26 protein-coding genes and 1 pseudogene are annotated in these 26,178 nt (G+C 59.3%); 15 read left to right on the top strand and 12 right to left on the bottom strand.

All coding sequences use genetic code 11. From position 1 onward, the window contains the following. Positions 1-33: 33 nt before the first annotated feature. Positions 34-1,218 (bottom strand): DUF4236 domain-containing protein, encoded by a 1,185-nt coding sequence (locus tag ACNA0J_RS02725; protein ID WP_415816135.1) that lies wholly within the window; start codon positions 1,216-1,218, stop codon positions 34-36. Positions 1,219-1,334: 116 nt separating this feature from the next. On the opposite strand from ACNA0J_RS02725, the gene ACNA0J_RS02730 reads away from it, so the two are divergent. Next, a complete protein-coding gene (locus ACNA0J_RS02730; protein ID WP_415816137.1) occupies positions 1,335-1,634 on the top strand; it encodes a DNA-binding protein in 300 nt (99 codons plus the stop codon). Continuing rightward, entirely contained in the window at positions 1,631-1,954 is a 324-nt protein-coding gene (locus tag ACNA0J_RS02735; RefSeq protein ID WP_415816139.1) for a BrnA antitoxin family protein, read from the top strand. Before ACNA0J_RS02730 ends, ACNA0J_RS02735 begins: the two co-directional genes overlap by 4 nt. A gap of 136 nt (positions 1,955-2,090) precedes the next feature. Here ACNA0J_RS02735 and ACNA0J_RS02740 read toward each other — a convergent pair whose 3' ends face one another. Continuing rightward, positions 2,091-3,458 (bottom strand): aminotransferase-like domain-containing protein, encoded by a 1,368-nt coding sequence (locus ACNA0J_RS02740; protein WP_415816141.1) that lies wholly within the window; start codon positions 3,456-3,458, stop codon positions 2,091-2,093. Between the two features lie 449 nt (positions 3,459-3,907). Continuing rightward, the gene (locus ACNA0J_RS02745) at positions 3,908-5,749 is read right to left on the bottom strand and encodes a tetratricopeptide repeat protein (RefSeq protein WP_415816143.1); all 1,842 of its coding nucleotides are present in this window, start codon (positions 5,747-5,749) and stop codon (positions 3,908-3,910) included. 157 nt (positions 5,750-5,906) lie between these two features. On the opposite strand from ACNA0J_RS02745, the gene ACNA0J_RS02750 reads away from it, so the two are divergent. Further along, a complete protein-coding gene (locus tag ACNA0J_RS02750) occupies positions 5,907-6,278 on the top strand; it encodes a SecDF P1 head subdomain-containing protein (protein WP_415816145.1) in 372 nt (123 codons plus the stop codon). A gap of 23 nt (positions 6,279-6,301) precedes the next feature. Here the strand turns inward: ACNA0J_RS02750 and ACNA0J_RS02755 are convergent, their stop codons facing one another. Both ACNA0J_RS02755 and ACNA0J_RS02760 read right to left on the bottom strand, forming a co-directional pair. Beyond that, complete coding sequence (locus ACNA0J_RS02755) at positions 6,302-7,870, bottom strand: sulfatase-like hydrolase/transferase (protein WP_415816147.1); 1,569 nt, start codon at positions 7,868-7,870, stop codon at positions 6,302-6,304. A 16-nt stretch (positions 7,871-7,886) separates the two neighbouring features. Beyond that, positions 7,887-8,852 carry a Bug family tripartite tricarboxylate transporter substrate binding protein gene (locus tag ACNA0J_RS02760; RefSeq protein WP_415816149.1) on the bottom strand — a complete coding sequence of 322 codons (966 nt, stop codon included), beginning with the start codon at positions 8,850-8,852 and terminating at the stop codon, positions 7,887-7,889. Between the two features lie 132 nt (positions 8,853-8,984). Between ACNA0J_RS02760 and ACNA0J_RS02765 the strand changes: the two genes are divergently transcribed. Then, entirely contained in the window at positions 8,985-9,509 is a 525-nt protein-coding gene (locus tag ACNA0J_RS02765) for a MarR family winged helix-turn-helix transcriptional regulator (RefSeq protein WP_415816151.1), read from the top strand. A 449-nt stretch (positions 9,510-9,958) separates the two neighbouring features. On the opposite strand, the gene ACNA0J_RS02770 is transcribed toward ACNA0J_RS02765, so the two are convergent. The 4 genes and pseudogenes from ACNA0J_RS02770 to ACNA0J_RS02785 all read right to left on the bottom strand — a co-directional run. Further along, the gene (locus ACNA0J_RS02770) at positions 9,959-10,963 is read right to left on the bottom strand and encodes an aldo/keto reductase (RefSeq protein ID WP_415816153.1); all 1,005 of its coding nucleotides are present in this window, start codon (positions 10,961-10,963) and stop codon (positions 9,959-9,961) included. Between the two features lie 34 nt (positions 10,964-10,997). Further along, positions 10,998-11,456, bottom strand: coding sequence for a MaoC family dehydratase (locus ACNA0J_RS02775; protein ID WP_415816155.1), 459 nt, complete (start codon positions 11,454-11,456; stop codon positions 10,998-11,000). A gap of 16 nt (positions 11,457-11,472) precedes the next feature. After that, entirely contained in the window at positions 11,473-12,657 is a 1,185-nt protein-coding gene (locus ACNA0J_RS02780; protein WP_415816157.1) for a thiolase family protein, read from the bottom strand. Further along, a pseudogene (locus ACNA0J_RS02785) lies at positions 12,644-12,936 on the bottom strand (PaaI family thioesterase); the annotation flags it as partial. The pseudogene ACNA0J_RS02785 and the gene ACNA0J_RS02780, both read right to left, overlap by 14 nt. A gap of 126 nt (positions 12,937-13,062) precedes the next feature. On the opposite strand from ACNA0J_RS02785, the gene ACNA0J_RS02790 reads away from it, so the two are divergent. From ACNA0J_RS02790 to ACNA0J_RS02805, 4 genes are read left to right on the top strand one after another with little or no spacing between them, the layout of a single operon-like run. Next, positions 13,063-13,515 carry a MarR family winged helix-turn-helix transcriptional regulator gene (locus tag ACNA0J_RS02790; protein WP_415816159.1) on the top strand — a complete coding sequence of 151 codons (453 nt, stop codon included), beginning with the start codon at positions 13,063-13,065 and terminating at the stop codon, positions 13,513-13,515. Next, positions 13,505-13,885: an NAD(P)/FAD-dependent oxidoreductase gene (locus tag ACNA0J_RS02795; RefSeq protein ID WP_415816161.1), complete on the top strand. Its 381-nt coding sequence runs from the start codon at positions 13,505-13,507 to the stop codon at positions 13,883-13,885. The genes ACNA0J_RS02790 and ACNA0J_RS02795 overlap by 11 nt, the downstream gene beginning before the upstream one ends. A 27-nt stretch (positions 13,886-13,912) precedes the next feature. Beyond that, positions 13,913-15,040 carry an alkene reductase gene (locus tag ACNA0J_RS02800; RefSeq protein ID WP_415816163.1) on the top strand — a complete coding sequence of 376 codons (1,128 nt, stop codon included), beginning with the start codon at positions 13,913-13,915 and terminating at the stop codon, positions 15,038-15,040. A gap of 5 nt (positions 15,041-15,045) precedes the next feature. Beyond that, positions 15,046-16,245 carry a multidrug effflux MFS transporter gene (locus ACNA0J_RS02805; RefSeq protein ID WP_415816165.1) on the top strand — a complete coding sequence of 400 codons (1,200 nt, stop codon included), beginning with the start codon at positions 15,046-15,048 and terminating at the stop codon, positions 16,243-16,245. A 59-nt stretch (positions 16,246-16,304) separates the two neighbouring features. Here the strand turns inward: ACNA0J_RS02805 and ACNA0J_RS02810 are convergent, their stop codons facing one another. Both ACNA0J_RS02810 and ACNA0J_RS02815 read right to left on the bottom strand, forming a co-directional pair. After that, a complete protein-coding gene (locus ACNA0J_RS02810; RefSeq protein WP_415816518.1) occupies positions 16,305-16,496 on the bottom strand; it encodes a hypothetical protein in 192 nt (63 codons plus the stop codon). Positions 16,497-16,639: 143 nt separating this feature from the next. Continuing rightward, complete coding sequence (locus ACNA0J_RS02815) at positions 16,640-17,965, bottom strand: MATE family efflux transporter (protein WP_415816512.1); 1,326 nt, start codon at positions 17,963-17,965, stop codon at positions 16,640-16,642. Between the two features lie 258 nt (positions 17,966-18,223). On the opposite strand from ACNA0J_RS02815, the gene ACNA0J_RS02820 reads away from it, so the two are divergent. Beyond that, a complete protein-coding gene (locus tag ACNA0J_RS02820; protein WP_415816167.1) occupies positions 18,224-18,697 on the top strand; it encodes a MarR family winged helix-turn-helix transcriptional regulator in 474 nt (157 codons plus the stop codon). A gap of 208 nt (positions 18,698-18,905) precedes the next feature. Here ACNA0J_RS02820 and ACNA0J_RS02825 read toward each other — a convergent pair whose 3' ends face one another. Beyond that, the gene (locus ACNA0J_RS02825) at positions 18,906-19,799 is read right to left on the bottom strand and encodes a LysR family transcriptional regulator (RefSeq protein ID WP_415816169.1); all 894 of its coding nucleotides are present in this window, start codon (positions 19,797-19,799) and stop codon (positions 18,906-18,908) included. Between the two features lie 160 nt (positions 19,800-19,959). Here ACNA0J_RS02825 and ACNA0J_RS02830 point away from each other — a divergent pair, with 160 nt between their 5' ends. The 6 genes from ACNA0J_RS02830 (at position 19,960) to ACNA0J_RS02855 (ending at position 26,173) form a co-directional block, all read left to right on the top strand. Beyond that, the gene (locus ACNA0J_RS02830; protein ID WP_415816171.1) at positions 19,960-20,889 is read left to right on the top strand and encodes an ABC transporter substrate-binding protein; all 930 of its coding nucleotides are present in this window, start codon (positions 19,960-19,962) and stop codon (positions 20,887-20,889) included. 31 nt (positions 20,890-20,920) lie between these two features. Then, positions 20,921-21,985, top strand: coding sequence for an ABC transporter ATP-binding protein (locus ACNA0J_RS02835; protein ID WP_415816173.1), 1,065 nt, complete (start codon positions 20,921-20,923; stop codon positions 21,983-21,985). Continuing rightward, a complete protein-coding gene (locus ACNA0J_RS02840; protein ID WP_415816175.1) occupies positions 21,982-23,640 on the top strand; it encodes an ABC transporter permease in 1,659 nt (552 codons plus the stop codon). Before ACNA0J_RS02835 ends, ACNA0J_RS02840 begins: the two co-directional genes overlap by 4 nt. Continuing rightward, positions 23,637-24,884, top strand: a complete 1,248-nt coding sequence (locus tag ACNA0J_RS02845; protein ID WP_415816177.1) for a pyridoxal phosphate-dependent aminotransferase — start codon at positions 23,637-23,639, stop codon at positions 24,882-24,884. The genes ACNA0J_RS02840 and ACNA0J_RS02845 overlap by 4 nt, the downstream gene beginning before the upstream one ends. A 67-nt stretch (positions 24,885-24,951) precedes the next feature. Further along, on the top strand, positions 24,952-25,824 hold the full coding sequence (locus ACNA0J_RS02850; protein ID WP_415816179.1) for a phosphonopyruvate hydrolase: 873 nt from the start codon (positions 24,952-24,954) through the stop codon (positions 25,822-25,824). A gap of 166 nt (positions 25,825-25,990) precedes the next feature. Further along, on the top strand, positions 25,991-26,173 hold the full coding sequence (locus ACNA0J_RS02855; protein ID WP_415816180.1) for an integrase core domain-containing protein: 183 nt from the start codon (positions 25,991-25,993) through the stop codon (positions 26,171-26,173). Positions 26,174-26,178 lie beyond the last annotated feature (5 nt).

The following is a 26,178-nucleotide window of genomic DNA, read 5'->3' on the forward strand; positions in this document are numbered from 1 at the left end:
GGCGACCCAGTACGGCACCTGTTGTCCCTTAAGTTAAAACGGCTCAATGGGTTTGAAAATGCCCGTTTTTGTCATTTGTCGCCGTATATCAAATTGCGCGAGTAACTCCACAACATCGACCATGGCGAGTTGCTTGAAATCCATACGCTCCCAATCGTCTCGCGCCACGCTGACAGAGTATAGGTAGTCATCGCGTGCTTTGCCGGTGGCGGCGTCGTGACGCTGAGAAAAGCCCGATAACGTGACTCGACGGGCGCAGGGAAGGGCGGCGAATGTTTCGCCGATGATCCGGAAGCCCACCCCGTGTACATGTGCCATATAACGCTTGCGTACTTGTACGGCTGGCAAATCCTTGACAGAGAGTTTTAAGCCTCGACTCGGAACTGCTGCGGTCTTGGACGGCATATCTTCGATTTCAGGCAGATCCACGTCGAGACGGATATGTTGGCCTTGCTCTACGATGTCCAGCGATATCAACGTTTCCCTTGGCCAGGTGATGTCCTGCAGATTCTCCTCCAACCAACGCTCCATGGCGGCAGGGTCCTGATGAATCTCATGTTCGAGGAAATGGCGTCGTTGAGTCTGATTTTGCTCATGTTGATTCTTGTTTTTCTGCCATGCGTCGAGTTGGCGTCGATAGTTAGCCATAGCCTGTTGGTGGGAGGCCTGCAACGTCGCTAATCGCTTAGAGAAGAGTTTTTCCCACCAGCGTGGGGTTGGTGGCGCGGGCTGAGACGGGGCTGGGTGTGGGTAGGGCTCAGGCGAAAAGGTAGGTGAAATGTGGGGTGAAGGTGTATCTAGATGGATGTTAGCGAGAGCATCCAGCTCCCCATTGATCTGATCACATTTGCGCTGAATCAAATCCAAAATAGCCTGGCGGTTTTGCTTCTTTGCCTCCTCAACCACGGATTCGCTGACGAGCTTGCCGTCCTTGTCGTGGAACGTTAGAACACCATCATCCGTCACGCCGCAGGTTAGGGCGACGTAGCTGCGCGGTGATGCGGGCTCAGGCGCGGCAGATCGTCGTGGAGAGGGAGTAGGCTTATACAGGCTCTGACTGGATGAAAATCCCATCATGCTGGTGTTGAGGCGTGCTCCGCGCTTACCAATTCCGACCGTAGAGCCGCGTGGCCCGACCGTCCAGCTCACACCGGATTTGCTCAAATTCATACGTATGCCCGGCGCCAACTTGATGGATCGACGAAAGCGCAATGCCATAACTTCGCTCCCTGCTCCCTTACGGGACATGATGTCGTAGTACGGCTGTATATCACAAATAGTTACTTGGAGTGTCCTTTTGCTTGTTTGCTTATTTTCTTTGGGGGTACAATTAAATGCGTACTGTGGCCGAAACTCCCACGTTCCAGAAACAAGCTGCTGAAATTTGGAACGAGGATGAGCGTCATGCCTTCATCGCCTGGATTGCGGAAAACCCCGACGCGGGCGACGTCATTCCTGGGGCTGATGGAGCTCGAAAGGTGCGCTGGGCGCGTAAGGGCATGGGCAAGCGTGGCGGAGCGAGAGTAATTTACTTTCATCTGGTCGATGACGAGGTCGTGTTGTTGGTCATGGTGTATGCCAAGGCTGAGCGTGAGAACGTGATGCCCAAGGAAATCAAGCGGAGGAAAGCATGAAGACCCTGAAGAAACTGGATATGGAGAAGGTGGCCAAGGCCGTCGAAGCCGACGCTGGGCAGGCACTTCCTGGTCTGCGCGATTCTTTGGCGGAAGCCAGGGCTGGGAAGTTTGCGGAGGTGCACACGCCGGAGAAGATTAAGCGGCGTGGGCGTCCGGCGGGCAGTACTCAAGCCGTGACGAAAGAGGCAGTAAAGCTGCGTCTCGATGCCGACATTTTGGAGGCGCTTCGCGCCAGCGGGGAGGGATGGCAGACCCGCACCAACGATATGCTGCGCGCGTCCCTGGCTTTGGCTGGCAAGGTCGCTTCTGCTCGTTGAGAGTTCAACGAACTCCCTTATCTTTGGCCCCCTGGCTGGGAATGCTCTTGAGCAGTTCGCTGTCTTGCTTGACGTCAAAATGATGATCGATATGGTCCCTGATCACCGGATCGCAGTGAAAGATGGCATAGGCCAATCAAACAACATTGGAAACCCGCCTGCCAACATCTCCTCGGAGCAACTCCGCCAATCGGGTCAGGCCGTGCGTCAGGCGAGTTCGATCAATCGCGCCACCCAATGACACACGCAACGCTGCGGGGCTGAAAGACCCCGTGGCAAACGCCTCCGAATCAGTGACTCCCAACCCTTGTTGTAGCGCCGTTTGTGTGAGTCGGTACGGGTCGATATGACGCGGCAACTGGAGCCAGAGGTGTAGCCCATGCGGGTCGGCTTGGATATTTCCCGGCAGGATCGATGCTGCGATAGTTTGTCGATGCTGCATCTCGCTCTTGATCCGTGCCAGCCATTGAACGGCGGCTCCCGACTCTATCCACGTCGTCGCCAATTCAGCCATCCAAGGCGTGGGCATCAGAGCCAGCGAGCGCAGGGCGTCAAGAACCGGACTTAACGGCTCACCTGAAGGTACAACCAGGTAAGCCGTTCTCAGGCCCGGTGCTATACATTTCGATAGCGTCGAGACGTAATAAACCGGGACCGTAGATGTGTCGGCAGCCAATGAAAACATTGTGCTCGGTGGACGTTCGCTCAACAGCCAGTAAGGATCATCCTCAATGACTGGCAGCGCATATTTCTCTGCAACACGTAAAAGCTCCGCTCGTCGCGCGACCGAGAGCGTCAGCGCAGTTGGATTTTGAATCGTCGGATTCAAGTACAACGCCGCGGGACGATGTTGTTCGCACACGCGTTCGAGATCGGCAGGATCCATTCCGTGTTCATCTGACTTCACCCCTAGGGCTACGCGCTGGAGCAAGCGGGCTGCGGCCAAGAAGCCCGGGTAAGTCAACTCATCGCAAGCAATGGCATCCCCGGACTGGCTCTTGGCCAGCAGCAGTGCCGCGATCGCGGTTTGCGCACCAGAGCAGACCACGACCCGCTCAATGTCCGTGTTGCCAATCATCGGCTGCAGCCATTTTGCCCCTGCGGCACGATGCCGATTCGCCCCTGCGCCCACGTGATAGCTCATCAGATCCATCGGGCTGGCTGTTGTCGGGGTTGTGCCACCGCCTTGCGCGAGCATGTGCGCAAACTCTGCACTGTTGAGCAAGGGAGGGATATTCATTCCCAGATCAATCGTCCCGTTTGTTCCCGATTCGGAATAGGCGACATAGGTCCCACCTGCGCCGTGAGCCTCCAAAAGCCCTTTCTGGCGAACTTCCGTGTAGGCACGAGTGACGGTCGTGAGATCGACTCCCAATGCCTGGGCGAGTTCGCGTTGAGGGGGCAGGCGATCGCCCGGTTTGAGAACGCCATCCTCCACCGCGGTAACGATTTGCGCGGCGATTTGCTGGTACCGAGAGCCCAAGCCTGCCGTCAGGGGGCGCACCCAAGACAGGTTTACTTTCTTAAGGCGGCGCGTGGGAGACGAGTCGTCCGGCGATGTATGGATTTTTGGCAATTTTGTTGGGGACAAAAAAGCCATATAATACAAAAAATCTGGTTATTTGTATGGATTTAAGGCGTTTGGATTGAACACTTGTATGGATTGTGGTGTCCGGCCAACTCGCCACCAGGTGGTAACTGAAGCTGCTGAAGCAGCGTTTTGAGAAAAAGATGCAGTGGGTCCCTATAGTCTTCGGTTCGTTTAAGTTGATCGTGTTAGTCGTCGCCATGTACTTCGGCATTAAGTCGCATTACGACGGAGAGAAGGCAGAGAAAGCGAAAGAGAAGGAGAGAGAGTCTTCCGCAGATTCAGGAGGCTCCGTCGGGCCTCAAAAGTAAGGCTCAATAGGAGGGGTGTCACTGATCACCATCAGCTCACTGCTGGTCGTGTTTTTAGAGTTTCTTGATCATCAGATCAGTGATATCGGAAAGCGCCGTCGATTGGGCATCTTCGCCACAAGTAGAAATAAATGCACGGTAGTCAGCTAGCAAGCTAAGGCTTTCATCTTCCATCCAATCCTGATAACGGCCTTCTCCATCGAGCTTGTTGATCGCAAAACCGATGACAATTAGCAGTGTTGCGGTTGCCGCGTCGCAAGGGCAGGCCGTGCCGCCACCTGCAATCAGCGCCTCACCTTTATCGGTTTCTTTTTGCAGACGGGTATAAATGGCCTGCAAATCCGACAGCGACCGGGCCTCTAGAGCACGAGCCGCGCTACGGTCTATGTCCAATGTAGTGGGTAGGACCGCCGTCGAACGGCCCGCATGAGGTACTGCCAGTTTCACCGTTTCTGCTTCTTCGTGGGCCGTCGGGCTTTTTTGAAGTCCATCGAGGCGAAGCTTGAGTGCTTCGAATGCATCGCCTGCATCCTCAATGCGCTGTAAGTCCCCACTTTTCGATGCCAAGTCCAGACGTCTCTGCATCAAGGCCTGGGCATCGTCGAGGCGCCCCTGTTCGAAGGCCAGTACGCCAAGTTGAAACAAGCAGTCGTCGATGTGTGCCGACTCGTCATGTTGGAGTGAAAGCGCCAAACGGCGTTCGAGCAAGGTGCGTGCCGTATCGTAGTCGTGCAGCATGTAGGCGTTTTGAGCCAGATTGGTCAGTACAACGTTCAGCTTGTTGCTGTTTGCGCCGTACAAGCGCTCGCCCGTGGCTAGAACTTGCTCATTGATTTGCCTGGCACGCAAGTATTCCCCCGCCTCATGCAAGCAGTAGGCGAGGCGCTCTTGCGTGCCCGCGCATTGATTTTCATCTACCTTGGGGACGGTGTCGAAAAGAGCGATGGATTTCTCGTAGTATCGGATGGCATCTGACCAATGGCCCATTTGCTCGGCGTGAACGGCGAGTAAATAGACGGGTGGGACAGCTGAGCCAGATTGCAACGTGAGATCGACGGGCGAGTCTTCGATTGACTGTAAATACTCTTGAGCGAGCTCATAGTCTTTATGCGCCGCCAGACTGATCAGACGCAGTCCCTCCGAGATATTTTTTTCGATTCCCCGTCCTTCGTAATACGCTTTTCCCAGAAAATAGTTCGCGCCGACATGATCGGGGCCGGCCTTGAAAAATAGCGCAACGGCTTTGCGCTCGTTGCGCAGCACGATATCTCCGGCCCAGTATGAAAGCCCCAAATTGAAATAACCTTTTGGATATTGAGCCTGTGCCGCTCGTCGAAACCAGTAGAGAGCTCTCAACGGACTAACCGATACGCCCACTCCATTGTCGTATGCGTAACCTAGAGAAACCATAGCGTCGTTGTCACGCAGGCGAGAGCCTTTTTTGAACCACCGAACCGATTGAGGCAAGTCTTTGCGAAGACCGCCTCTACCCTGAGTGAAGAAATGGCCGAGATTGTTCATGGCCTTGCCGCAACCTGCGGCGGCACCTTGTTCGTAGTAATGCCGCGCTTGCTCATCGTCCTGGGGCAGTCCGTCACCGTGCTGGCTCATGCTCCCCAGATTGTTGAGCGCGTCGCCATCTCCACGCTCTGCCGCATAGCGGTACCACCAAACCGCAAGCGATAAATCTTGATCGACCCCATTCTGGCCTTGGTCATAGATATCGCCTAATACGTAGGCGGCCTTGGCATCGCCGTCGTTCGCGCGTTGCTGCAGATCTGCCAAGGGCAGGCGATACAGAGAATCCCACCATGGACGTTCTGACGGGCGACGAGTGAGTCGTTCGAACAGGTGATCCACCAGGCTATTCAGGACCTTCGCGGCGATGACTGTCATGATCGTGTCGGAGATAGATTGGTTGTATCAACACTGTACAACAGGGGCATTCAGACATTGATGAGGAACGATCGATGACTTCGCTACAATCAATTCTCAATGAGAGATGTCGTTGCGAGAACGGCACCGTTACAGATTTGAAACACGGGGTGCGCTCATGCGAATGATTGGATTAATAGCGGGCTTTGCGCTGATGTGCAGTGTTGCGGCCCATGCAGAGACAGTACGGATACCTGTCCAGAGTGCTGCTGTTGCACATGATGATGTGACGAATCAGGACTTCGTCGACGTTAAGCTGACGGCGGAGGGCCAACGTAACCTGGCAGCGTTTACGCGTGACCGTGTCGGCAAGATGATTCATATTCGTGCCGACGATGTGATGTTGGCGTCGCCGACGGTAATGAGTCCGATCGAGGGCGGGGCGTTACGCTTGTCTCCCGGTGTGGATGGTTTTGGCGGGATGTCTGCTCAGGAGATTGTGAAACGGCTCAGCACGGGTAGCACAATTAACGTTTCCGACGATAAGTAGACTTGGCTGCTTCGCCGCGATGATCACCACTGCCCAAAGTAGATGCCCGCCCGCTTGTGCGCGTTGGTAGACCTCTCAACCGCCTCGTCGGACATGGTCGTGCGCCGCTTGCTACGCAGCGACCAGTCCAGCAAATGCTGCCGCATCTCGGCGCGCACTGCGGCGTGGGACTGGCTGGCGCCCAGATCCTCGAACTCGTTGGGGTCGCTCTGCAGGTCGAACAGTTGCTCGGGCTCGTCGCGCCAGTACACATAGCGCCATCGATCGGTGCGCACTGACCATGCGCGGCACTGCTGCGGCGTCTTGCTCAGTGTGAGCCGAGCCTGGCGGAAGCTGTAGTCCAGTTCGGACACCGCCGCGGCACGCCACGGCATGCCTTCCGGTGCGCCATGCAGCAGCGGCTGCAGGGCGCGCCCCTCGAGCAGGTGGCCGGCTTGCGGCACGTCCAGCGCCTGCAGGATGGTCGGCGTGATGTCCACGCTTTCCACCAACTGCCGGGACACCTGACCGCGCGTGCCCTCGGCCGCGGCGCTCGGGTCCATGATGATCAGCGGCACCCGCTGCACAGTGTCGTAGAACAGCTCTTTCTCGCCGAGCCAGTGGTCGCCCAGGAAATCGCCATGGTCGGCAGTAAACACCACCAGCGTGTTGCGCATCAGCCCGGCGCCTTCCATGTAGTCAAACAGCCGGCCCAGGTGGGTATCCAGTTGCGTGATCAGCCCCTGGTAGACCGGCCGCACGGTGCGCACGCATTCCTCACGCGCGAAGCTCTGGCTTTCTTCATGCTGGCGATAGGCCTGCAGCACTGGATGCGCGCCGGCCAGCTCCTGCTGGTTGCGCACTACCGGCAGGCATTGGTCGCTGCGATACATACGATGGTAGGGATCGGGCGCCATGTAGGGCCAGTGCGGCTTTACATAGCTCAGGTGCAGGGCCCAGGGCTGCGAGCCGCGCTTGCGCATGAAATCCAGGGCGCAGTCGGTGGTGTAGGCGGTTTCCGAATGCGGCTCGCGGACGCGCGCGGGCAGGTGCGTATTGCGCATATGCCACCCGCTGACCACTTGCCCGTCTGCATCCATCGCGGAAATGACATAGTCCGACCACGGATCGGGCGAATTGTAGCCATGACGGCGTAGGAATGCCGGATACCCGCTTTCATCGCCCGGCTCGTGGTGGCCGTCATAACGGTCGGCCTCGCGGAAACTGCCGCGCGCCAGCAAGGTGCCCAGTTCTGAGCCGCCATCGATGGCCAGCCGCTGCATGCCGGCCTGGTCGGGAATGACGTGGCTCTTGCCGATCAATACCATATCGCGCTCGCGGCTGGCCAGGTACTCGCCCAGCGTGACCTCGCTAACGGACAGCGGCACGCGGTTCCAGGTCGTGCCGTGACTGGATGGATAGCGCCCGGTGTAATAGCTCATGCGTGATGGCCCGCACACGCCCGAATTTACGAACGCCTGCTCGAAGCGCATGCCGCGCGCCGCCAGCGCATCCAGGTTGGGTGTGCGCAGGTAAGGATGCCCGTAGCTGCCCAAGTGGTCGGCCCGCAACTGGTCGGCCATGATGAACAGCACGTTCTGGATCTTGCTCATGGAATGCATGCCCCTGTTACTGAGTTGCCTTGAAGCTGGATTCGCGCACCACTGGCTCCCATTGCTTGCGATAGGCCGCCAGCGCTTGTGTCGTCTGCGCTGCGTCGGCCGAGATCGGCTCGAGGTTGATGGCGCGCACGGCCTTTTGCAGCGTCGGATCGCTCATTACCGCGGAGATATCGCGCGCCAGGCGCTCGACCTTGTCCTGCGGCATGGCGGCCGGCGCAAAAAATGCGTTCCAGCCATCCGCCGCCAGGTCGATGCCGGCCTCGCGGAAGGTCGGCACGTCCGCCAGCTCTGCCTCGCGCTCGGTGCCCGAGGTGGCCAGGATGCGCACGCGGCCGCCCTGATGTTGTGGCAGTAGCGTATCCAGGGTATCGATTGCCTGCGGCAGGATGCCGCCAACCAGTTCGCTGATCAGCGGCGCCGAGCCGCGATAACCGACCACTTCAGCCTGCTGGCCGATCTCGTCGCCCAGCATCAGCGCGAAGAAGTGCGGCAGGCTGCCGGTGGCCGGCACGCCCAATGTGAAGCGCTCGGGATGTTCCTTTAGCCATGCTCGCAGGGCCTTCATGTCTTTCATGGGCGAATCGGCCGACACCGCCAGTGCGAATTTGTAGCTGCTGACCAGCGACACGGGCTTGAAATCGCGCTGCGCATCGTAGCCGGGATCGGCATAGACCAGCGGGGCGACCACCATCACGGCGGGGTTGCCGAGCAACAGCACGTTCTGGTTCGCGTCGGCGTTGTGCAGGAGTTGCGCCGAAATGCGGCCACCTGCGCCGGTCTTGTTCTCGACGATGACAGAAACGCCCACTCGATCTTTCAGGCGCTCGGCCACCAGCCGGGCGATGCGGTCCGAGCCGCCACCGGGCGGATAGCCCACCACGATGGTCAAAGGGCCGCTCAGCGGTGCGGCCGCCCATGCCGAGGTGGCCAGCGCACATGCCGCCAGGGCGGCCAGTATCATCCGTTTGATCATGTTTTCCTCTTGTCTTGCCGTCTTTTGATGGGTTGTGGTCAAGATGGAGAGACTGTAGCAACGGACGTGTTTCTTGATCTAATCCAATATCGGCATAAGCAAACGTACAAAATCCAGGTAGGAGAGCCTCTGATGCCTTCTGTGTCCGTACAGCGTCCCTTTCATCTGGCGGAGATGCCTATGTATTGCCTGTACCAGGCTTGGTCGCAGGCCAGTCCGATGTTCGTGCGGCTGTGCGAGGGCCGCTTTGGTATTACACGGCGTGAGTGGCGCCTGCTGGCGGCGGTGGTGGAATATGGCCCGCTGACGTCGGCGGAGCTGGCGGCTACTGCAAAACTAGACCTGGTGCGGACTTCGCGTGCCCTGGGCTCGCTGTGCGGCAAGGGCTGGGTCGACAGGGGGCGCGATACAGACGACAAACGCATCACGAATGTCATGGCAACGGAGTCTGGGCAGGCGCTGTATCACGCCATGTTGCCGGAGATCGCCCATCTGAATGACTTGCTGATGGCGGACTTGACTCCGGATGAAGGACGTCAGCTGCTGCATTTGTTGCAGCTGGTGGCGCAGCGTGGCGAGCGTATGTCTAATGAGAATGTCGTGGCGGATAAGGCTAGCCGTCGGCAGGGAGGTACGCGCCGCTCGCGGGCGCGATAGCCATGTCAGCGTAAAGTCGCCAGGCACGGGGCGCCTGGGTTTCACTTATTTTCTTCTAAGGCCGATCATCAACTGATTGATCTGCCGGATCGGGTCGAAACTGCTATATCTCATTGATGCGAGATCGAAAGTACTCGGCGGTTTCTTTGTCAGTGCAATACACATAGCATCCCTTCATCCCACGATAGAAGAGAATTCGCCTTCTGTGCCCCTCCAGAATTGAAGGTCTCGTTTCCTAAGTGTTCGGAGCACGGCACGGAGATGCTTGTCCCGGACTGCAAGTCTTGCAAATATAGCCCCGCCCAGTGCGGGGCTTTCGCTTATCTCGGTTGCTTGGGCAGCGGGTGCCCGCTTCGGAGAGTTGGCGCTGCTGCACAGGGTCTATGCTGAATGCATTCGTTGCAAGCGGCGACCGTCCACACTGAATGCGACATCTTCGCTTATGCAGTTCAGGCCACAGCGGTCAAAGCCTTGTCCCCCCAGGAAATAGGTGTACGCGTCGGCAATGCGCCAGCTAAATTGCTGACTGCGTCCAAATGCGCAATGTGGTCGGCGGAGAGCTCCACCGCCAGCGCTCCAAGGTTGTCCTGCAACTGCTCGGGCGTACGAGGGCCGATGATCGGAACGGAGCCATGCGTACCGGCCCAAGCGATGGCAACCTGGCTGGGCGGGACGCCCAAGTCACCGGCAATGGCCAGGACGGTATCAAGCACTTGAGTGCGCTGTGGCGAGTTTTCTGGTTGGAACACCTTGCCGCCAAAACCCTCGGCACGTCCCTTTACGCCCTGGCGGTACTTGCCCGTGAGCATGCCGCCGCCCAGCGGCGACCAAGTCACGACCCCAAGCCCCAACGCGTTCGAGGCCGGAAACAAGTCGGCCTCGGCTTCTCGGCGCACTAGGCTATGTTCAAACTGCGCGGCTGCGATGGGTACGGCCCCTGTGAGTTCGGCCAGTGTCACAGCACGGGCCAAGCGCCAGGCGGGGAAGTTGGAAAGGCCCGCGTACAGGATCTTGCCCGACCGCGCCAGATTCTCGAAACCGCGGACAATCTCTTCGGTAGGCGTGACCTGATCTGGCCAGTGCGCCCAGTAAATGTCGATCCGATCCGTCTTCAGCCTTTTTAGGCTCGCTTCGACCGACGCGATAATCGCCTTGCGGCTGTTCCCGGTGACCAGGCGATTGGCGTTGGGCGCTGCGCCACGGGTGAATTTTGTGGCCAGCACGAAATCCTCGCGCCGTCCCTGCAGCAGCTTGCCAAGCAGTTCCTCGGATTGGCCGAACTGGTAGACATCAGCAGTGTCGATGAAATTGCCGCCTGCTTCACTGTAGGCGTTCAAAATGGCCTCGGCGATATCAGGGTCAGCCCCGTGCCCCCAGCCTGTGCCGAAGTTGCCCGTGCCCAACGCGACCTGCGACACCTGCAGGCCGGTTTTGCCGAAAACGGTGTATTTCATTTTGGCTCCGATTGAAAGGTTGTATTCATGACTTCTATGCTGGTTTCGTCCGGCGCAACACGACAAGATTGCTCACCGACGTCTGCACTACCTCGTCGTCCTGGTTGAACGTGGTGGTGCATACCTTCACCAGTCCTTGCTCTGGTCTGGACTTCGACGGCCGGACTTCGAGTACTTCGCTCTCTACGCGCAGCTCATCGCCAGGCCGTACCGGTCGCGGCCAGCGCAATTCATCAACGCCTGCACCCACGATGCCGCCCGCAGGTTTGAATTCGCTGTCGACCAGCAGGCGCATGGTCACCGCGGCGGTGTGCCACCCACTGGCCGCAAGACCCCGAAAGATCGAGGCCCGGGCCGAGCGCTCATCGAGATGGAAAGGTTGGGGGTCGAACTCCGCGGCGAAAGCTGTGACGCGGCTCTCCTCAATGCGGATACGCGTCGTTCCAGGAAATCGCTGCCCCGGCTCCAGGTCTTCCAGGTAAAGGAGAGTCATGGCTATTTCCGTTGCTTCAAAGCACTTCAAGCGCCAGGGCAATGCCCTGACCGCCGCCAATGCACAATGTCACGACTCCGCGCCTGAGTCCGTCACGGCGCATCGAATGCAGCAGCCGTGTCGTCAGTACCGCTCCAGTGGCTCCAATGGCATGACCATGTGCAATGGAGCCGCCTTCGACATTGACGATGTCCTCCGGCAACCCCAGCTCGCGCAGGCATGCCAACGTGATCGCGGCGAATGCCTCGTTGATCTCGACGCGCTCGATGTCAATGTGCGTCCAACCTGCGCGCTCCAGGGCCAGTTTGACCGCCGGTATCGGCCCCAGGCCGAATAAACCTGGCTCGACTGCAGCGACGCCATGGGCGACTAGCCGCGCCCACGGCTGCAAGCCTTGGGATTCGGCGTACCCCCGATCGGCGACGATCAGCGCTGCCGCGCCGCTGTTGAGTCCCGGTGCGTTGCCTGCTGTGATCGTGCCGTCCTTGCGAAAAGCCGGCTTGAGCTTGGCCAACGTCTCCACGGTCGTCTCGGGGCGATTGGCTTCGTCGCGCTCGAACCGGACAGGGCCCTTGCGGCTGGCAAGCTCCACACCGACGATCTCTGCATCGAACTTCCCAGCGGCTTGCGCCGCGCTGAAGCGCTGCTGAGAGCGTGCTGCCCAGCGGTCCTGATCTTCCCTGGTGATGCCGAACTGGCTGACCAGGTCTTCGGTGTGCCAGCCAGAATGCTGGCCGCTGAATGCATCATTTAGGCCGTCGCGCAGCATGCTGTCGATCATCACCGCATCGCCCATCCGGTTGCCCCAACGCCCGCCAGGCACGAGATAAGGTGCCTGATCCATGTTTTCCATGCCGCCAGCGATCACCGCGTTGGCATAGCCCGCCAGGATTTCGAGAGCCCCCGTCGCGATGGCCTGTGCCCCCGAGCCGCAAACGCGGTTGACGGTCAGTGCCGGCACCTGGACAGGCAAGCCCCCGCCGATGGCGGCCTGCCTGGCAGGGTTCATCTTCACACCGGCCTGAATGACGTTGCCCAACACGACAGCGTCGACCTTATCCGCGGCTAGGCCCGAGCGGCTTAGCGTCTCACGCACGACTGCGGCACCCAGTGCGGGCGCGGGAGTGTCCTTGAGTGCGCCGCCGTAGGTACCGATGGGCGTGCGCACCGGGGCGCACAGGACGATTTCAGGTTTGCTCATGGGAACTCCTTTTGATGTGAGCGGGAACATCGAAAACCAGGCAAGTCGTCGTAGCATGGGCATACAGCTTGCCGTCGGGGCCCACGATGCGGCCTTCCGCGGTGGCTACCTGTCGCCCTGCATGGATCATCTTGCCCTCGGCGCGTACCGGTGGCACGCGGTCGTTGAGCGGGGGGCGCCATGTTCACCTTCAGTTCGAGCGTGGTGAAACCTTTACCCGCAGGCAGCGTGGCATGGGTCGCACCCGACTGCGGAATCGATCAACGTCGCGAACCAGCCGCGCCAAGTCGCGCTCTTACGGCTTCTTCCTCTCCGCGCCAACGCGCGGTGATCTCTTCGGCCTCCATTCGTCACGCCTTTTGCTGTATGATTGTATCTACAATAGTTGTAGGTACAATATATAGCATGGATAACGCCATCAAGCCACAAGGCTGCACCAACCTAAAACTGCGCCAGCTCGATCGCGTGGTGACAAGGCACTACGACCAGTATGTCGCCAGGACGGGGCTGAAGAACACGCAGTACGCCTTGCTATCGCACGTGGTCAGGCTTGGCCCTATCCGGCCGGGGGACTTGGCGCGTCACATGCAAATGGATGCCTCGACGCTCACCCGCAATTTGCAGCCTTTGGCAGCGCAAGGCTTGCTCACGATCGGTGCCGGGCCCGATGCGCGCAGTCGCCTGGTCCAGTCGACAGAAGCTGGTGTGGCCAAGCGCGCTGAGGGTCAGCGCGCTTGGAAGCTGGCTCAGACAGCCTTGAATGAACGCCTTGGCGAAGCGAGTGTTGTTGAGCTGCATCTGCTTTTGGATGCCTGTATTGCCCGCCTTGCCGAGGACGCGGAAGAGGATGTGGGCTGAGCAAATCATTGGATGGCGTCTGTTCCATATTGCGCCCCTGGCGTCCTTCGGCCTGACCGAGCAGCAGGCCATCGACGAAGGCCATGGGGTCAAGGTGGCCACGTTCCCGTTCACCGCCAACGGCAAAGCCCTGGGCGTCGGCGAACCCTTCGACTTCATCAAGCTCATCGCCAACGCGAGTGACGGCAAGCTGCTGGGCTGCCGCTTGGTCGGTCACGACGTCGCCGAACTGCCACCGGAACTTACGCTTGCTCAGAAGTGGGGCCTGACCGCAGATCAACTGGCACGCAACGTCCACCCCCATCCGACACTCGGCGAAGCCCTGCTGGATGCATTTCATGGCCTTTCCGGGCACATGATTAACTTTTGAACCATCACTAGATTAAGGAAGAAGCTGATGACCCAAGCACTGTTCTCGCCTCTAAAGCTCGGGGCCGTACAACTTACCCACCGTGTGGTCATGGCGCCGCTGACCCGGATGCGTGCGACCCCTCCGGGCAACGTGCCCAACGAGCTCAACGTTGAGTACTACCGCCAACGCGCTTCCCAGGGGGGGCTGATCATCACCGAAGGCGCGCAAATCTCGCCGCTTGGCCAGGGCATGCCGGCGACGCCCGGAATTCACAGCGAAGCGCAAATCGCTGGCTGGAAAGTGGTCACCAAAGCGATCCATGACAAAGGCGGTTTTGTGTTCCTGCAGCTATGGCATGTTGGCCGTATTTCACATTCGTCGTTGCTGAACGGTCAATTGCCCGTCGCGCCGTCGGCCATCGCCGCGCCCGGCAATGCCTTCACCGCGGACTTCGGCCGGGCACCCTTCGAGACGCCGCGAGCGCTCGAAACCGCAGAGATCGCGGCGGTCGTCGAGGATTACACGCGCGCCGCGTTGAGCGCGCAGCGGGCAGGCTTCGATGGCGTCGAGATCCACGGGGCCAATGGCTACTTGCTGGAGCAATTCCTGCAAAGCCGCAGCAACCAGCGCACAGATGACTATGGCGGTTCGATCGAGAACCGCTGCCGACTGATGCTGGAGGTGGCGCGCGCTGTATCGGCCGTCTTCGGCTCGGATCGGGTCGGTATCCGCCTGTCCCCCTTCGGCGTGGCCAACGGCAGCGGCGAGGGTGATCCGCTGCTTCTGTACACCTATCTCATCGATCGCCTGGCAGAGCTGGATCTGGCGTATCTGCACCTGATCGAGCCCCGGGCCAGCGGCGCGGGACAGGCCGACGTCGATCATCAGAACGTACCTTTTGCCTCGGAGCTGTTCCGACCCCACTGGCCCAATGCCCTCATCGCTGCGGGCAACTACAAACCCGACACGGCCTCCACCGCTATTGACGCCAATCGCGCGGACGCCGTTGCATTCGGACGCCTGTTTATCGCCAATCCCGATCTGCCCGAGCGGGCTCGTCGGCGCGTAGGCCTGAATCCCTACAACCGCGCCACTTTCTACGGTGGTGGGGCCGAAGGTTATCTGGACTACCCGACCTTTGAAGCATCGAAGCTGCCAGCGGGGCAGCAGTGAACAACATGTCATCTGTCGAACGTTCCCCGTCAGCGCTGTCGCGCGCCCCACAAACGCTGACGGCGGGCGTGTTGTTCCTGCTCGCCGCGCTGGCGGCATTGGGCGCGCTGGCCACGAACATCATCCTGCCGGCGTTTCCAACCATAGGCCAAGACCTTGGTGTTTCAGTCCGGGATCTTGGCGCAACGCTCAGCAGCTTCTTTCTGGCCTTCGCCGTAGGGCAGTTGTTCGTCGGACCTCTGTCCGATCGCTTCGGCCGTCAACGGCTGGTGGTGATCGGGCTGGCCATTTTTATGGTGGGCAGCGTGATCTGCGCTCTGGCGAGTACGCTGCCGCACCTCATCAGTGGTCGGGTGGTGCAGGCGCTGGGCGTTTGCGCGACTTCGGTGCTGTCGCGTGCGATCGCCCGCGACCTCTTTGATGGCCAGGAACTTGCTCGTGCGCTTTCATTGACGATGGTTGCGATGGCGGCGGCACCTGGATTCTCGCCGCTGTTGGGTGGTGCCCTAGAAGGGCTGCTGGGCTGGCGAGCCACCTTTATCGTACTTGCAGGGATTGCGCTGCTTCTGGGGCTGGGGTACGTGACCGGGCTAGGTGAAACCCATGCACCGGACAAGCGTTCCCCGCTATCCATTCGCGCTGTGCTGCGCACCTATGGATCACTGGCGCGAGATCGCAGGTTGATGGCGCCCGCCGTGGCAGTTGGTATGGTCATCGGTGCGCTCTATGCGTTCTTCTCGATGGCGCCAGCTATACTGCTGAGCGGCTTTGGGCTCACCTCGTTGGCATTCGGGCTGTTTTTTGCATCCATCGTGTTCGTCGTATTTGGGGCAGGCCTGTTGGCGCCACGACTGGCGCAACGCTGGGGTACAACAAGAGCCGCGTGCGCCGGCCTTTTCGTCGCCCTGGCGGGTAGCGCACTCCTGCTGTTTGGTCCGGAAGAGTTTTTCGTTTTCTGCACGGCGTTGAGCATCTTTCTGTTTGGGATGGGACTGTTCAACCCGCTGGGCACATCGGTTGCGCTGCATCCTTTCGCGCGACAGGCGGGGGCCGCCTCAGCCATGCTGGGTTTTCTTCAGATGGGATTCGCTGCACTGGCAATTGCCGTCGGAACCATGCTGCCTTTGCCTGCCTATACGGTGCTTGGCACGATCCTGTTTGTCGCGCTTGGCGGTGCATTTCTAAGTTTTTTGTTAGCCCGTTAGTTCGGCTGCATCTGAGCAAGCTGCGGAGGGTTGGATCCGCAGCCCACGACACTTCACGTTCAATGCGGTGTGGTGCCAACACGCTGTTGTCGCAGCCGCAAGGCACTGCCGACGATGGAGGCCAAGCTCAGGCTCATGGCCAACGCCGCGATCGTCAGGGTGTCGACCTTGCGCACGCGCTCGATGGCGGCCGCGTCACGAAACGGGATGCCCTGGGGCGCTTCGCGTCTGGTCGCCACCATGATAGACATTGGCGTGGCCAGCCGTAAATCGCACGGGCAGGAGATGATCAACACGGACGAACATAGGAGCATCTGTTCCTGACCACACCGTATTCACTCTGCGTCGTTCTGCGAGTCAAGCCGGAGCACGCGGAGGAATTCGTCACGAAAACTCAGCGTCGTGGAGTGGCCCAATTGCCAGAGGCGACTGAGGCCAGCACGCAAAGTCCGTACGCTGTCATAGCCACGGCTCCGGTGACGAAAAACGCAGTCAGAGATCCTGTCACGTGTAGGATCAACCAACCTATGCCGGCGTAAAGCACCAGTCGCATCGCGCCGGCCAATAGCGGCCATTTCAATTGCCGCGCGCCCTGGGAGGCGAAGTAGAGCGCAAAACCCATTGCGAAAAATCCATAGAAGGGACCGGCAATGCGCAGATATTGCGCGCCGGTCTTCAGGAGTGTTTCGTCAGTGCCGAACAGCGTGAGCCAGGTTTCAGGCCAAATGGCAGCTGCCAAACCAACGGTTTCGGCAACAGCGAACGCCATGGCTCCACCAACCAAAGCAATACGTCGAGCACGCTCTGGCTGCCCAGCGCCAATGTTCGAGCCCACCAAGGCCACCATGGGGCCGCCGAGGCCGAAGGCCAATGGGATCAGCAGATACTCCAGCCTGGCTGCCGTAGCGTAGCCCGCCAGCGCCTGGGTTCCCGCGTAAGCACCAACGATTGCAGCCGTGGACGCGATCAATCCGTTCGTCAGCAAGGGGTTGATGCAAGCTAGGCCGCCCACGCCCAGGATGTTGCCCATCGGTGCCCAGTGAAGGGGGCCGAGGCGCAACCTGGCCGCGTTTCGCCCGCTCAAGCAATACCAGCCGAGGGCTAGCGTTCCGAGTGCCTGGTAGGCTACCAACGCCCAGGCACCGCCGGCTACGCCAAGCGGTGGCACGGGTCCAAAACCGAAGATCAATCCCGCGCAAATCGGGATCAGCAGTATGGCTCCGCCGCAAATGACTGCACTGGGTAGCAGCATGTTTCCCGTGCCACGTATCACGCTGGCCAGCGCACTCATCACCCACGTCAACATCAGTCCCCCGAACACGATATGACCGTATTCCTTTGCCGCTACCAGCGAGGCGCCTTCGGCACCCAGAAAGCGCAGCAAGGGCGTGTTGAACGACAGGAGCACCAACGTGAACACCAGGCCGATCGAGGCACTGAGGACGACGGCGTGTCGTGCCAGGGAGTCTGCCAATGCCTTATCGCCAGCGCCTAACGCTCGCGCGATAGCTGCGGAAATTCCTCCACCCATGGCACCTTGCGACATGTTCTGCATCAACATCAAAACGGGCACGACCACGGCTACACCCGCCAGTACATCCGTGCCGAGTTTAGCCAGAAACCACATCTCGATCAGGCTGGTCGAGGCAAGGGCCAGCATCATTACTGTGTTCGGCCCGCTCATTCGAAGCAGAGTCGGCACGATAGGATCATTCAGCATCCCCCGCAGACGCGGATTGGCCGCCCGTTGCACTGTTGCTTGTGCTGGTACAGAGGGAGTCACTAGTTTCATCGCTTGCCTGTGCTCTGGGATATGTAGAAGACCTTGATACGTCCGACCAAGTACGTGTATATGCAACTATCTAGATTGGGAATCTAGTTGCATATACCCCTAATGGTCAAGGATAATTGAACGATTGGACGCGTGGCCTGATGTTCATATCAAGGTTCACGCACCATGGTGACTATGGAGGTGGAGATGTCTTCAGCGACGCGTCTGAAAGACCCCCTGATTTGCAATGGCGCCGCCTTACGCAAGGCGACGCGACGCATCACCCAGCTCTATGATGGAGTGCTTGCCCCGTGTGGGCTCACCGTTTCACAGCGCTCTGTGCTCGTTCACATTGCGCGCGCTGAATCTGCGACAGTAAGCGAGCTGGCGCATGCGATGGTGCTTGACCGCTCATCGTTGGGTCGTAACCTCGAACCACTGACGCGTGAGGGCTATGTCGCAGTGCGATCAGACACTATTGATCGCCGCAGTCGGCGAGTGGAATTGACCGACAGCGGCAGATCGAAACTGGCAGAATCCAATCGCTTGTGGCGCAAGGCACAGGATCGCTTTGAATCTGTCTACGGTGCTGAACGGGCAGCTGCTTTGCGCCTTGCCTTGGCAGAAATTTTCTCGGATGAATTTGCCGAAGCATTCAAGCGGCCTACCGGCTCTTGCTAGAACCCACTGAGCCGCGCCAAGCTTGGTTTTCCGGAGGGTCAGCTCAATTTAGCATTACGCTGTAATTGGACGATTTTGGGTGAGTTTCGCTCCCCCTTGGCTCCTATTTGGCTCCTAGAAATCGTCATTTAACAGGAGGCGTTATGGCTATTTTGAAGCTGACCAAAACCGTTTTGGAAACTGCCACGGCCGCGGGCAAGCGTGGAGCTCACGCCCGGTCTCGCAGACTGGCCTTCAACCATCGACAGAATTCGCCCGCCGTCTGCGCATGCGCGCTATGTGCATGGACATAGGCGACGTAGCTCGCGCCCGAGCCGATGCGTTGATCGTCAAAACTAACCAATGAGCCATCCTGCAGTTGCTGCAGCACCAGCCATTGGGGCACCACCAGAAACCCAGCACCACCGATAGCTGCCGTCGCGGCCAGAAACAAGTGATCGTAGGTCGCCACGACGTGCAAGCGGTCGGGCGAGACCTCGGCAGCCACCGCCCAGATCGCAATCACATCGGGACGGGATCGGGCCGCAACCATAGGCATGCAGATCTCCGGCTGGGCGTTGAACCGCTCGATCACAGCAGGTGAGGCCACGCAGATCAACTCTTCGCGCACCAACTCCCAGCACTCCGTTCCTGGCAGGCTGAGGTCGCGTGAAATCAGAACATCGAAATCGTCGGATGTCTGAGGAGGCGACAGAGAGGTGATCAGATCGATCTGCACACCGTGCTTGGCGGTGTAAGTGCCCAGCGACGGGATGACGACGGTCATCGCGAAACTGGGCAGTGAGGTTCTGACTTTCAGCCTGTCATGGCGTTGGCCGCGCTGAGCCAGTAACTGCATGGTGAGTTCAATGGTAGACAACGCGTCTTTCACCGCCTCGAACAGCTGCAAGCCGGGCGGCGTGAATTCGATCGTGGAACCCCTGCGCACGAACAGCCGACAGTCGGCGAAGGTTTCCAGCGTCGAGATGTGCCGGCTGACCGCGCTTTGGGTGATGCCCAGCGAGTCGGCCGCACGAGTGAAACTGCCGTGGCGACCTACCGCCACGAATGCGCGCAGTGCGGTCAAGGGCGCATCGGGCGCTCTAGTATGCAAAATACTCATGTTTTCCCCGGGTATAGGAATACTGTCACGGAAATCGCATTGAACAGATTGAGCTGATCTATAGAATGAAAATCTTCCAAACAAGAAAACAAAAGGGGTTCGAATCATGTTCGGTCGCATGTTCAAGTTATGTATTTTACTCATCGCGCTGCCTCTCTCCATGAGTGTGACACGGGCCGCCGATGTCGTGCTTTATTCCTCCAACAATGTCGAGACGGTCAACCGTGTGCTGGACGGCTTCGCCAAGGCTCACCCGGATATCAAGGTGTCGGTTGTGCGTGCGGGAACGGGCGCACTCATGCAACGCATCAAGGCCGAAGCCAACAATCCCCTGGGCGACATTTTCTGGTCGGGTGGGCTATCCACCATCAGCGAGTTCCGCGACCAGCTCGCACCCTACGCTTCACCGCAAGCCGCCGCCGTACCCGCAGCCTATCGCGGCCCGGACAATCTGTGGCTCGGCACGAATACCCATGTGACCGTGCTGATGGCCAATCTCAAGCAGGTGCCGCAAGGCCAGTTACCCAAGGGTTGGGTGGACCTGGCTGACCCGAAATGGAAAGGCAAGATTGTCATTCCCGATCCTGAGCGCAGCAGCGCATCGTTCGTTGCGATGTATGGCCTGCACAAGCAGCTGGGGCTGGAGACGCTGACCAAGATTGCCCGCAACGCCGTCATCGTGGGCACCACATCAGCTGCGTATGAAGGCGTGGCCAAGGGCGAGTTTGCCGTCGCGGTCACCATGGAATATGCCGGATATGAATACATCGCCGGCGGCATGAAAGAAATCAAGCTGATCTATCCGACAGAAGGCACGTTCCTGTCGCCCGAAGGCATGGCCATCATCAAGAACGGCAAGAACCCGGAACCGGCACGCAAGCTGTACGAGTACCTGGCATCCAAGGAAACCCAGACCGAGGTATTCAAAAGCGCCTACCGCCGCCCCTTGCGCCAGGACATCGACGTCAGCGCACTGGCTGCCTTGCCCAAGCTGTCGGACGTGTCGATTGTCCAGCTGGACGACGCGGCCATGGGCGCGCAACGCGCAGAATTCATCGCGCAATGGCGCCAGATCATCAGCGCCCGCTGATCCTCTTTCTGATCAGCGAGCACAAGCCATCATGCAAGTTTCATTTGAATCCATAGTCCAGAGCTATGGTGGACAGAACCTGTTCAACGACCTGGATCTGACCCTGCCCAGCGGCAAATTTTTCACCCTCCTTGGCCCCTCGGGTTGCGGCAAGACCACGCTGCTTCGCATGCTGGGCGGCTTTGTTCGACCCGATTCCGGCAGGATTCTTTTCGGGGAAGACGATGTGACCCATGTGCCCGTGCACCGGCGTGGCGTGGGCATGGTCTTTCAGGACTACGCCTTGTTTCCGGACCGCTCCATCCTTGCCAATGTCTGCTATGGGCTGGCGGCGCGCAAGATTCCGCCCGCCCAGGCACGCGAACGCGCCATGGTCATGCTCGACCGCGTGGGACTGGCTGCGTTCGCCGATCGCTCCCCGGCAGCGCTGTCCGGCGGCCAACGGCAACGGGTGGCGATGGCGCGCGCACTGGTCATCCAGCCCAAGCTACTGCTGCTGGACGAACCGCTGTCTGCGCTGGACGTGAAGCTGCGGGTCGAATTGCGCGCCATGATTCGCGACTTGCAGACCGAGGCCGGCATCACGACGGTATTCGTGACGCACGATCAGGAAGAAGCGCTGGCCATGTCCGATCTGATCGCAGTGCTGGACCGAGGCCGCATCGTGCAGATAGGAGCCCCTCGTGACATCTATGCTTTTCCCCGTACGGCGTTTGCCGCGGATTTCGTTGGCAGCGCCAATCTCATCGCCATCGAGCAGGAGCTGCCGGGGTCTGAGGCCGGACTGCGTCGACTGAAAACTGCAGCAGGCGTGCTCATCACCAGCCACGACGCGCCGGTTAAGCCCGGCTCATCGCTCGCCATCAGAAGCGAAGAAATGCTGTTCAGCAATGCAGCGGTGGCAGATGAAGGGAATTTGGCGGGTGTGATCGAGCATGTTGAATTTCGCGGAAGTCTGACCGGTTACGCCGTGCGCACAGCGGCGGGCATCATTCGTATCGACGTGCGCACGATCCACGACGGTGCAGTACGCCGTACTGGCGATCCGGTGGTCTTGGCGCTTCCCCGTAACGCGCCCATCGTGGAGCCCTCATGATGCTCGGCTCACTCAAACGCGATCCGACCTGGCTCATCGTCGCTGTCATGGCTATCGGGCTGCTTGGCATCTTCCTGATCTGGCCGTTGATTGGCATGCTGGGCAAGTCCTTCATGGGCGCAGACGGGCAGATGGATCTGGGTGGATATGTTCGCTTCTTCTCCGACCCGTCCTATCGTGATGTGTTCTTCAACACGTTGATTCTGGGTGTGTCGGTCACCATCACCTCGATGCTGGTGGGAACTGCCATGGCGGTGATGGTCGCACGGTTCACCTTCCCGCTTGCTGGCCTGGTCACTGCATTGCCATTGATCACGTTGGTCATCCCTGACGTGGTCGTGGCCGCAGCCTGGTTGCTACTGCTGGGCAAGCAAGGCCTGGTCAACACGCTGATCTCGCCGCTGGGCCTTGAACTGCCGTCACTGTATTCCTGGTGGGGCCTGGTCTTCGTGATGACCTTGAACAACTATGTTTATGCGTTTGTCGCTGTACTGGTCGGATTGAAATCGATCGATCGCAATCTGGAAGAAGCCGCATGCAGTCTGGGCCAGCCCATCGGACGGGTGTGGAGCGGCGTGACCTTTCCCCTGTTGTTGCCCTCGATATTCGCGGGTGCGTTGATCGTCTTCACTCACGTGATCGGCAGCTTCGGTGTGCCTGCCATCCTCGGCGCGCGAACGCCAGTGCTGGCTGTGAAGGCGTACAACGAGTTCGTCAGTGAAATGGGCGGAAATCCCCAGATGCAGACCACGATGGCGTCAATACTTGTGTTTCTGGGTGCAGGGCTATTACTGATTCAGAAATTCGTCGTTGAACGTCGACAGTTTCAGATGGAATCAGGACGCAGTCCGTTGCCAATGGGTATATCCGGCGGCCGTGCAATCTTTGCCAGCACACTCGTGCTGTTCATGGTAGGGCTATCCATGCTGCCCGCCGTCGTCGTGATCATCACGGCCTTTACTCCGTCCATCGGCCCCGTGTTGCGTTATGGTGGCTTCACCTTGGCGCATATCCAGCACGCGTTGGTACGCGCACCAGAGCCCTTGTACAACTCCCTCTTTCTGGCTTCGATTGCCACAGCTGTCGGGCTGGTGTTCTCGGTTGCCTCGGCCTATCTCATCGTCAAACGCCGTTCGGTGCTGACCCACATCCTGGACGTGATGGTGATGCTGCCACTGACCATCGCGGGCACCGTGCTGGGCATTGCCTTGATTAACGCGTTCAACGCAGGCCCGATAGTGCTGACGGGCACCTGGGTGATCATGGCATTAGCGTACTTCTTGAGACGCATGCCCACTAGCGTGCGTGCGGCAGCCGGCCCGCTGCATAACCTGAAGGACTCCGTCGAAGAAGCATCAATGAGCCTGGGCGTCGCGCCCTTGCGCAGCTTCATACGCGTTGTGCTGCCCGTCATCATTCCATCAGTGATTGCTGCAGCCGTGTTGATGTGGATCACCACGTTATCGGAACTCTCCGCAACCGTGGTGCTGTATTTCGGCGGGATGAACACCATGCCCATCGAAATCTTTCAGCAGATCGACAGTGGTCGTATCGCGCTGGCATGCGCCTACAGCCTCGTCCTGCTGGCGACTATTTTCATACCCCTGGCGCTGGCGCGCTGGTTATTCAAGCTTAAAGTCGGAACGATAGAATGAACAACGACATAGACAATGTAGGTAAGGGGGCCGACGTAGGTCGTCCCTTCCTTGCTGATCGCGTGCTCGGCGCAAAACCTTCGGCGACCAAAGAAATGACTCGCATGGCCAACCAGCTCAAGCGCGATGGCCAGCACGTCATTACGCTCAGCCAGGGCGAGCCCGATTTCCCCACGCCGCAACACGTACGCGATGCGGCAAAAGCCGCCATCGACCGCAACGAATCGCGATACACAGATGTAGCTGGCACCTTCGCCTTGCGCGAGGCCGTCGTCCGCAAGTTCGAACGCGACAACCAGCTTCACTTTACGCCCGAACAGATTCAGGTCGGCTGCGGTGCCAAACAGTTGCTCTACAACGCGCTGCAAGCCACCATCAACCCAGGCGACGAGGTTGTCGTGCCGACCCCCGCGTGGGTGTCCTACCCCGAGATGGTGCTGCTCGCCGGTGGAAAGCCCGTCATCGTTCGCTGCGGCGCAGAGACCGCGTTCAAAATTACGCCTGCCCAATTGGAAGCGGCCATTACGCCACGCACCAAATGGCTGATGCTCAACTCGCCGTCCAACCCCAGCGGTGCCGTGTATTCGCACGATGAGTTGGCCGCTTTGGCCGAAGTGCTCGTACGCCACCCCCATGTGTGGCTGATGGCCGACGACATCTACGAAAAAATCCGCTATGACGACACCCCCTTTGCGACTCCCGCAGCCGTCTCGCCCGAGCTCGCCACGCGCACCCTTACCATCAACGGCGTGTCCAAAGCCTACGCTATGACGGGATGGCGGGTCGGGTTCGGTGCCGGGCCCGTCGAACTCATCAAGGCCATGAACCTCGTGCAATCGCAGTCGACATCGCACACCAGTTCCATCAGTCAGGCCGCATCGATTGCCGCGCTCGATGGCCCGACGGACTTCCTGCCAGGCTTCGTGGCCGCGTTCCGATCGCGCCGAGACAGCGTGGTCAGAAAACTCAACGCCATCGACGGCCTGTCCTGCGACCTGCCCCCCGGCGCCTTCTACGCCTTCCCCAGCTGCGAAGGCCTGCTCGGCAGACGCGACGCCGACAATACCGTCATCGCCACCGATAGCGACCTCGCGCTCTATCTGTTGCGCATGGCCGGCGTGGCCATCGTGCCCGGATCGGCATTCGAACTCCCCGGCCACTTTCGGGTGTCCTACGCTGCGTCCGACGAAGACCTCGAGATCGCCATGACACGCATCGCGCAAGCCTGCGCAACATTGCGCTGAATGGATGCAGGTTGCTCAAAGAGAGCAACCTGCGGCAATCAATATAGATAGAACGAGATCAACTCAAATGACCAAGAACCAGATCCTGCGCAATGCACTAAACAGCGGCAAGCTATTCACAGCTATGGCCGCACATAACCCCTTGAGTGCAAAGCTTGCCGAGCAGGCGGGCTTTGGCGGCATCTGGGGCAGCGGCTTCGAACTGTCAGCCAGTTACGCCGTACCCGACGCCAACATTCTGTCCATGGGCACCCATCTTGAGATGATGCGTGCCATGGCCTCCATCGTGTCCATCCCCATCATTGCCGACATCGACACCGGATTCGGCAACGCGGTGAATGTGCACTACATCGTGCCGCAATACGAAGCCGCCGGTGCATCGGCCATTGTGATGGAAGACAAGACCTTCCCCAAAGACACCAGTCTTCGTGCAAATGGCCGACAGGAACTAGTTCGAATCGAAGAGTTTCAGGGAAAGATTGCAGCCGCTGCAACATCACGCAAGGACAACGACTTTGTGGTGATTGCACGGGTCGAAGCGTTGATTGCAGGGTTGGGGCAGGAGGAGGCGATCAAGCGCGGGCTGGCCTACGAAGAGGCGGGTGCGGATGCGATCTTGATTCACTCCAAGCAGAAGACGCCGGATGAGATTCTGGCTTTTGTCCATGCCTGGCCGGGCAAGGTGCCACTGGTGCTGGTGCCTACGGCCTATCCGGCATTGACGGAGGCGGACATCAGTGCGCTGGGGAAGGTCGGGGTGGTGATTTATGGCAATCACGCGATTCGTGCGGCGGTAGGGGCGATGCAGAAGGTGTTCGCGCAGATTCGTCGTGATGGTGGCATTCGAGAAGTTGATGCGGAGTTGCCTACGGTGGGGGAGATTATTGGGCTGCAGGGGGATGAGGCGATGCGGGGGGTGGAAAGGAGGTTCTTGCGGTAGAGGTGGGCTGCTCGAGTGGTGTTCTTGGTGAACGCATGACATAGACGCACGCAATAACATCAATAAACTATTTCCTGCTACTCACTGGACGCCTCAAACGACGAACTGAAAGACAACGGCGGAAATACGGATTTAACGCTACGGTATTTGGCAGCACATGTCATACATGGTCGACATTAAAGTGTATGTGCTCAGCCTCCGAGGCCAGCCCACTCAGTTCTTCATCACCGACTGCTGGCTGATCGACTACAACGAGCATGGCCTACATGAAGCGCTGGGCGGCATCCCGGCGGTGCGAGCGCTGATCGACTTCCTGGTCGAACGATTCGCGGTACTGCACGCCGAGTAAGCCGT

This window comes from Bordetella tumbae (assembly GCF_965139195.1).
Classification (GTDB): domain Bacteria; phylum Pseudomonadota; class Gammaproteobacteria; order Burkholderiales; family Burkholderiaceae_B; genus Bordetella_A; species Bordetella_A tumbae.

Bases quoted from the DNA above. Each gene is read 5' to 3' on its own strand.
- ACNA0J_RS02745 (WP_415816143.1), bottom strand. From the start codon at position 5,749: ATGACAGTCATCGCCGCGAAGGTCCTGAATAGCCTGGTGGATCACCTG.
- ACNA0J_RS02755 (WP_415816147.1), bottom strand. From the start codon at position 7,870: ATGAGCAAGATCCAGAACGTGCTGTTCATCATGGCCGACCAGTTGCGG.
- ACNA0J_RS02735 (WP_415816139.1), top strand. From the start codon at position 1,631: ATGAAGACCCTGAAGAAACTGGATATGGAGAAGGTGGCCAAGGCCGTC.
- ACNA0J_RS02775 (WP_415816155.1), bottom strand. From the start codon at position 11,456: ATGACTCTCCTTTACCTGGAAGACCTGGAGCCGGGGCAGCGATTTCCT.
- ACNA0J_RS02770 (WP_415816153.1), bottom strand. From the start codon at position 10,963: ATGAAATACACCGTTTTCGGCAAAACCGGCCTGCAGGTGTCGCAGGTC.
- ACNA0J_RS02825 (WP_415816169.1), bottom strand. From the start codon at position 19,799: ATGAGTATTTTGCATACTAGAGCGCCCGATGCGCCCTTGACCGCACTG.
- ACNA0J_RS02820 (WP_415816167.1), top strand. From the start codon at position 18,224: ATGTCTTCAGCGACGCGTCTGAAAGACCCCCTGATTTGCAATGGCGCC.
- ACNA0J_RS02855 (WP_415816180.1), top strand. From the start codon at position 25,991: ATGGTCGACATTAAAGTGTATGTGCTCAGCCTCCGAGGCCAGCCCACT.
- ACNA0J_RS02835 (WP_415816173.1), top strand. From the start codon at position 20,921: ATGCAAGTTTCATTTGAATCCATAGTCCAGAGCTATGGTGGACAGAAC.
- ACNA0J_RS02780 (WP_415816157.1), bottom strand. From the start codon at position 12,657: ATGAGCAAACCTGAAATCGTCCTGTGCGCCCCGGTGCGCACGCCCATC.
- ACNA0J_RS02800 (WP_415816163.1), top strand. From the start codon at position 13,913: ATGACCCAAGCACTGTTCTCGCCTCTAAAGCTCGGGGCCGTACAACTT.
- ACNA0J_RS02765 (WP_415816151.1), top strand. From the start codon at position 8,985: ATGCCTTCTGTGTCCGTACAGCGTCCCTTTCATCTGGCGGAGATGCCT.
- ACNA0J_RS02750 (WP_415816145.1), top strand. From the start codon at position 5,907: ATGCGAATGATTGGATTAATAGCGGGCTTTGCGCTGATGTGCAGTGTT.
- ACNA0J_RS02840 (WP_415816175.1), top strand. From the start codon at position 21,982: ATGATGCTCGGCTCACTCAAACGCGATCCGACCTGGCTCATCGTCGCT.
- ACNA0J_RS02815 (WP_415816512.1), bottom strand. From the start codon at position 17,965: ATGCTGAATGATCCTATCGTGCCGACTCTGCTTCGAATGAGCGGGCCG.
- ACNA0J_RS02805 (WP_415816165.1), top strand. From the start codon at position 15,046: ATGTCATCTGTCGAACGTTCCCCGTCAGCGCTGTCGCGCGCCCCACAA.
- ACNA0J_RS02725 (WP_415816135.1), bottom strand. From the start codon at position 1,218: ATGGCATTGCGCTTTCGTCGATCCATCAAGTTGGCGCCGGGCATACGT.
- ACNA0J_RS02830 (WP_415816171.1), top strand. From the start codon at position 19,960: ATGAGTGTGACACGGGCCGCCGATGTCGTGCTTTATTCCTCCAACAAT.
- ACNA0J_RS02810 (WP_415816518.1), bottom strand. From the start codon at position 16,496: ATGTCTATCATGGTGGCGACCAGACGCGAAGCGCCCCAGGGCATCCCG.
- ACNA0J_RS02795 (WP_415816161.1), top strand. From the start codon at position 13,505: ATGTGGGCTGAGCAAATCATTGGATGGCGTCTGTTCCATATTGCGCCC.
- ACNA0J_RS02845 (WP_415816177.1), top strand. From the start codon at position 23,637: ATGAACAACGACATAGACAATGTAGGTAAGGGGGCCGACGTAGGTCGT.
- ACNA0J_RS02730 (WP_415816137.1), top strand. From the start codon at position 1,335: ATGCGTACTGTGGCCGAAACTCCCACGTTCCAGAAACAAGCTGCTGAA.
- ACNA0J_RS02790 (WP_415816159.1), top strand. From the start codon at position 13,063: ATGGATAACGCCATCAAGCCACAAGGCTGCACCAACCTAAAACTGCGC.
- ACNA0J_RS02760 (WP_415816149.1), bottom strand. From the start codon at position 8,852: ATGATCAAACGGATGATACTGGCCGCCCTGGCGGCATGTGCGCTGGCC.
- ACNA0J_RS02850 (WP_415816179.1), top strand. From the start codon at position 24,952: ATGACCAAGAACCAGATCCTGCGCAATGCACTAAACAGCGGCAAGCTA.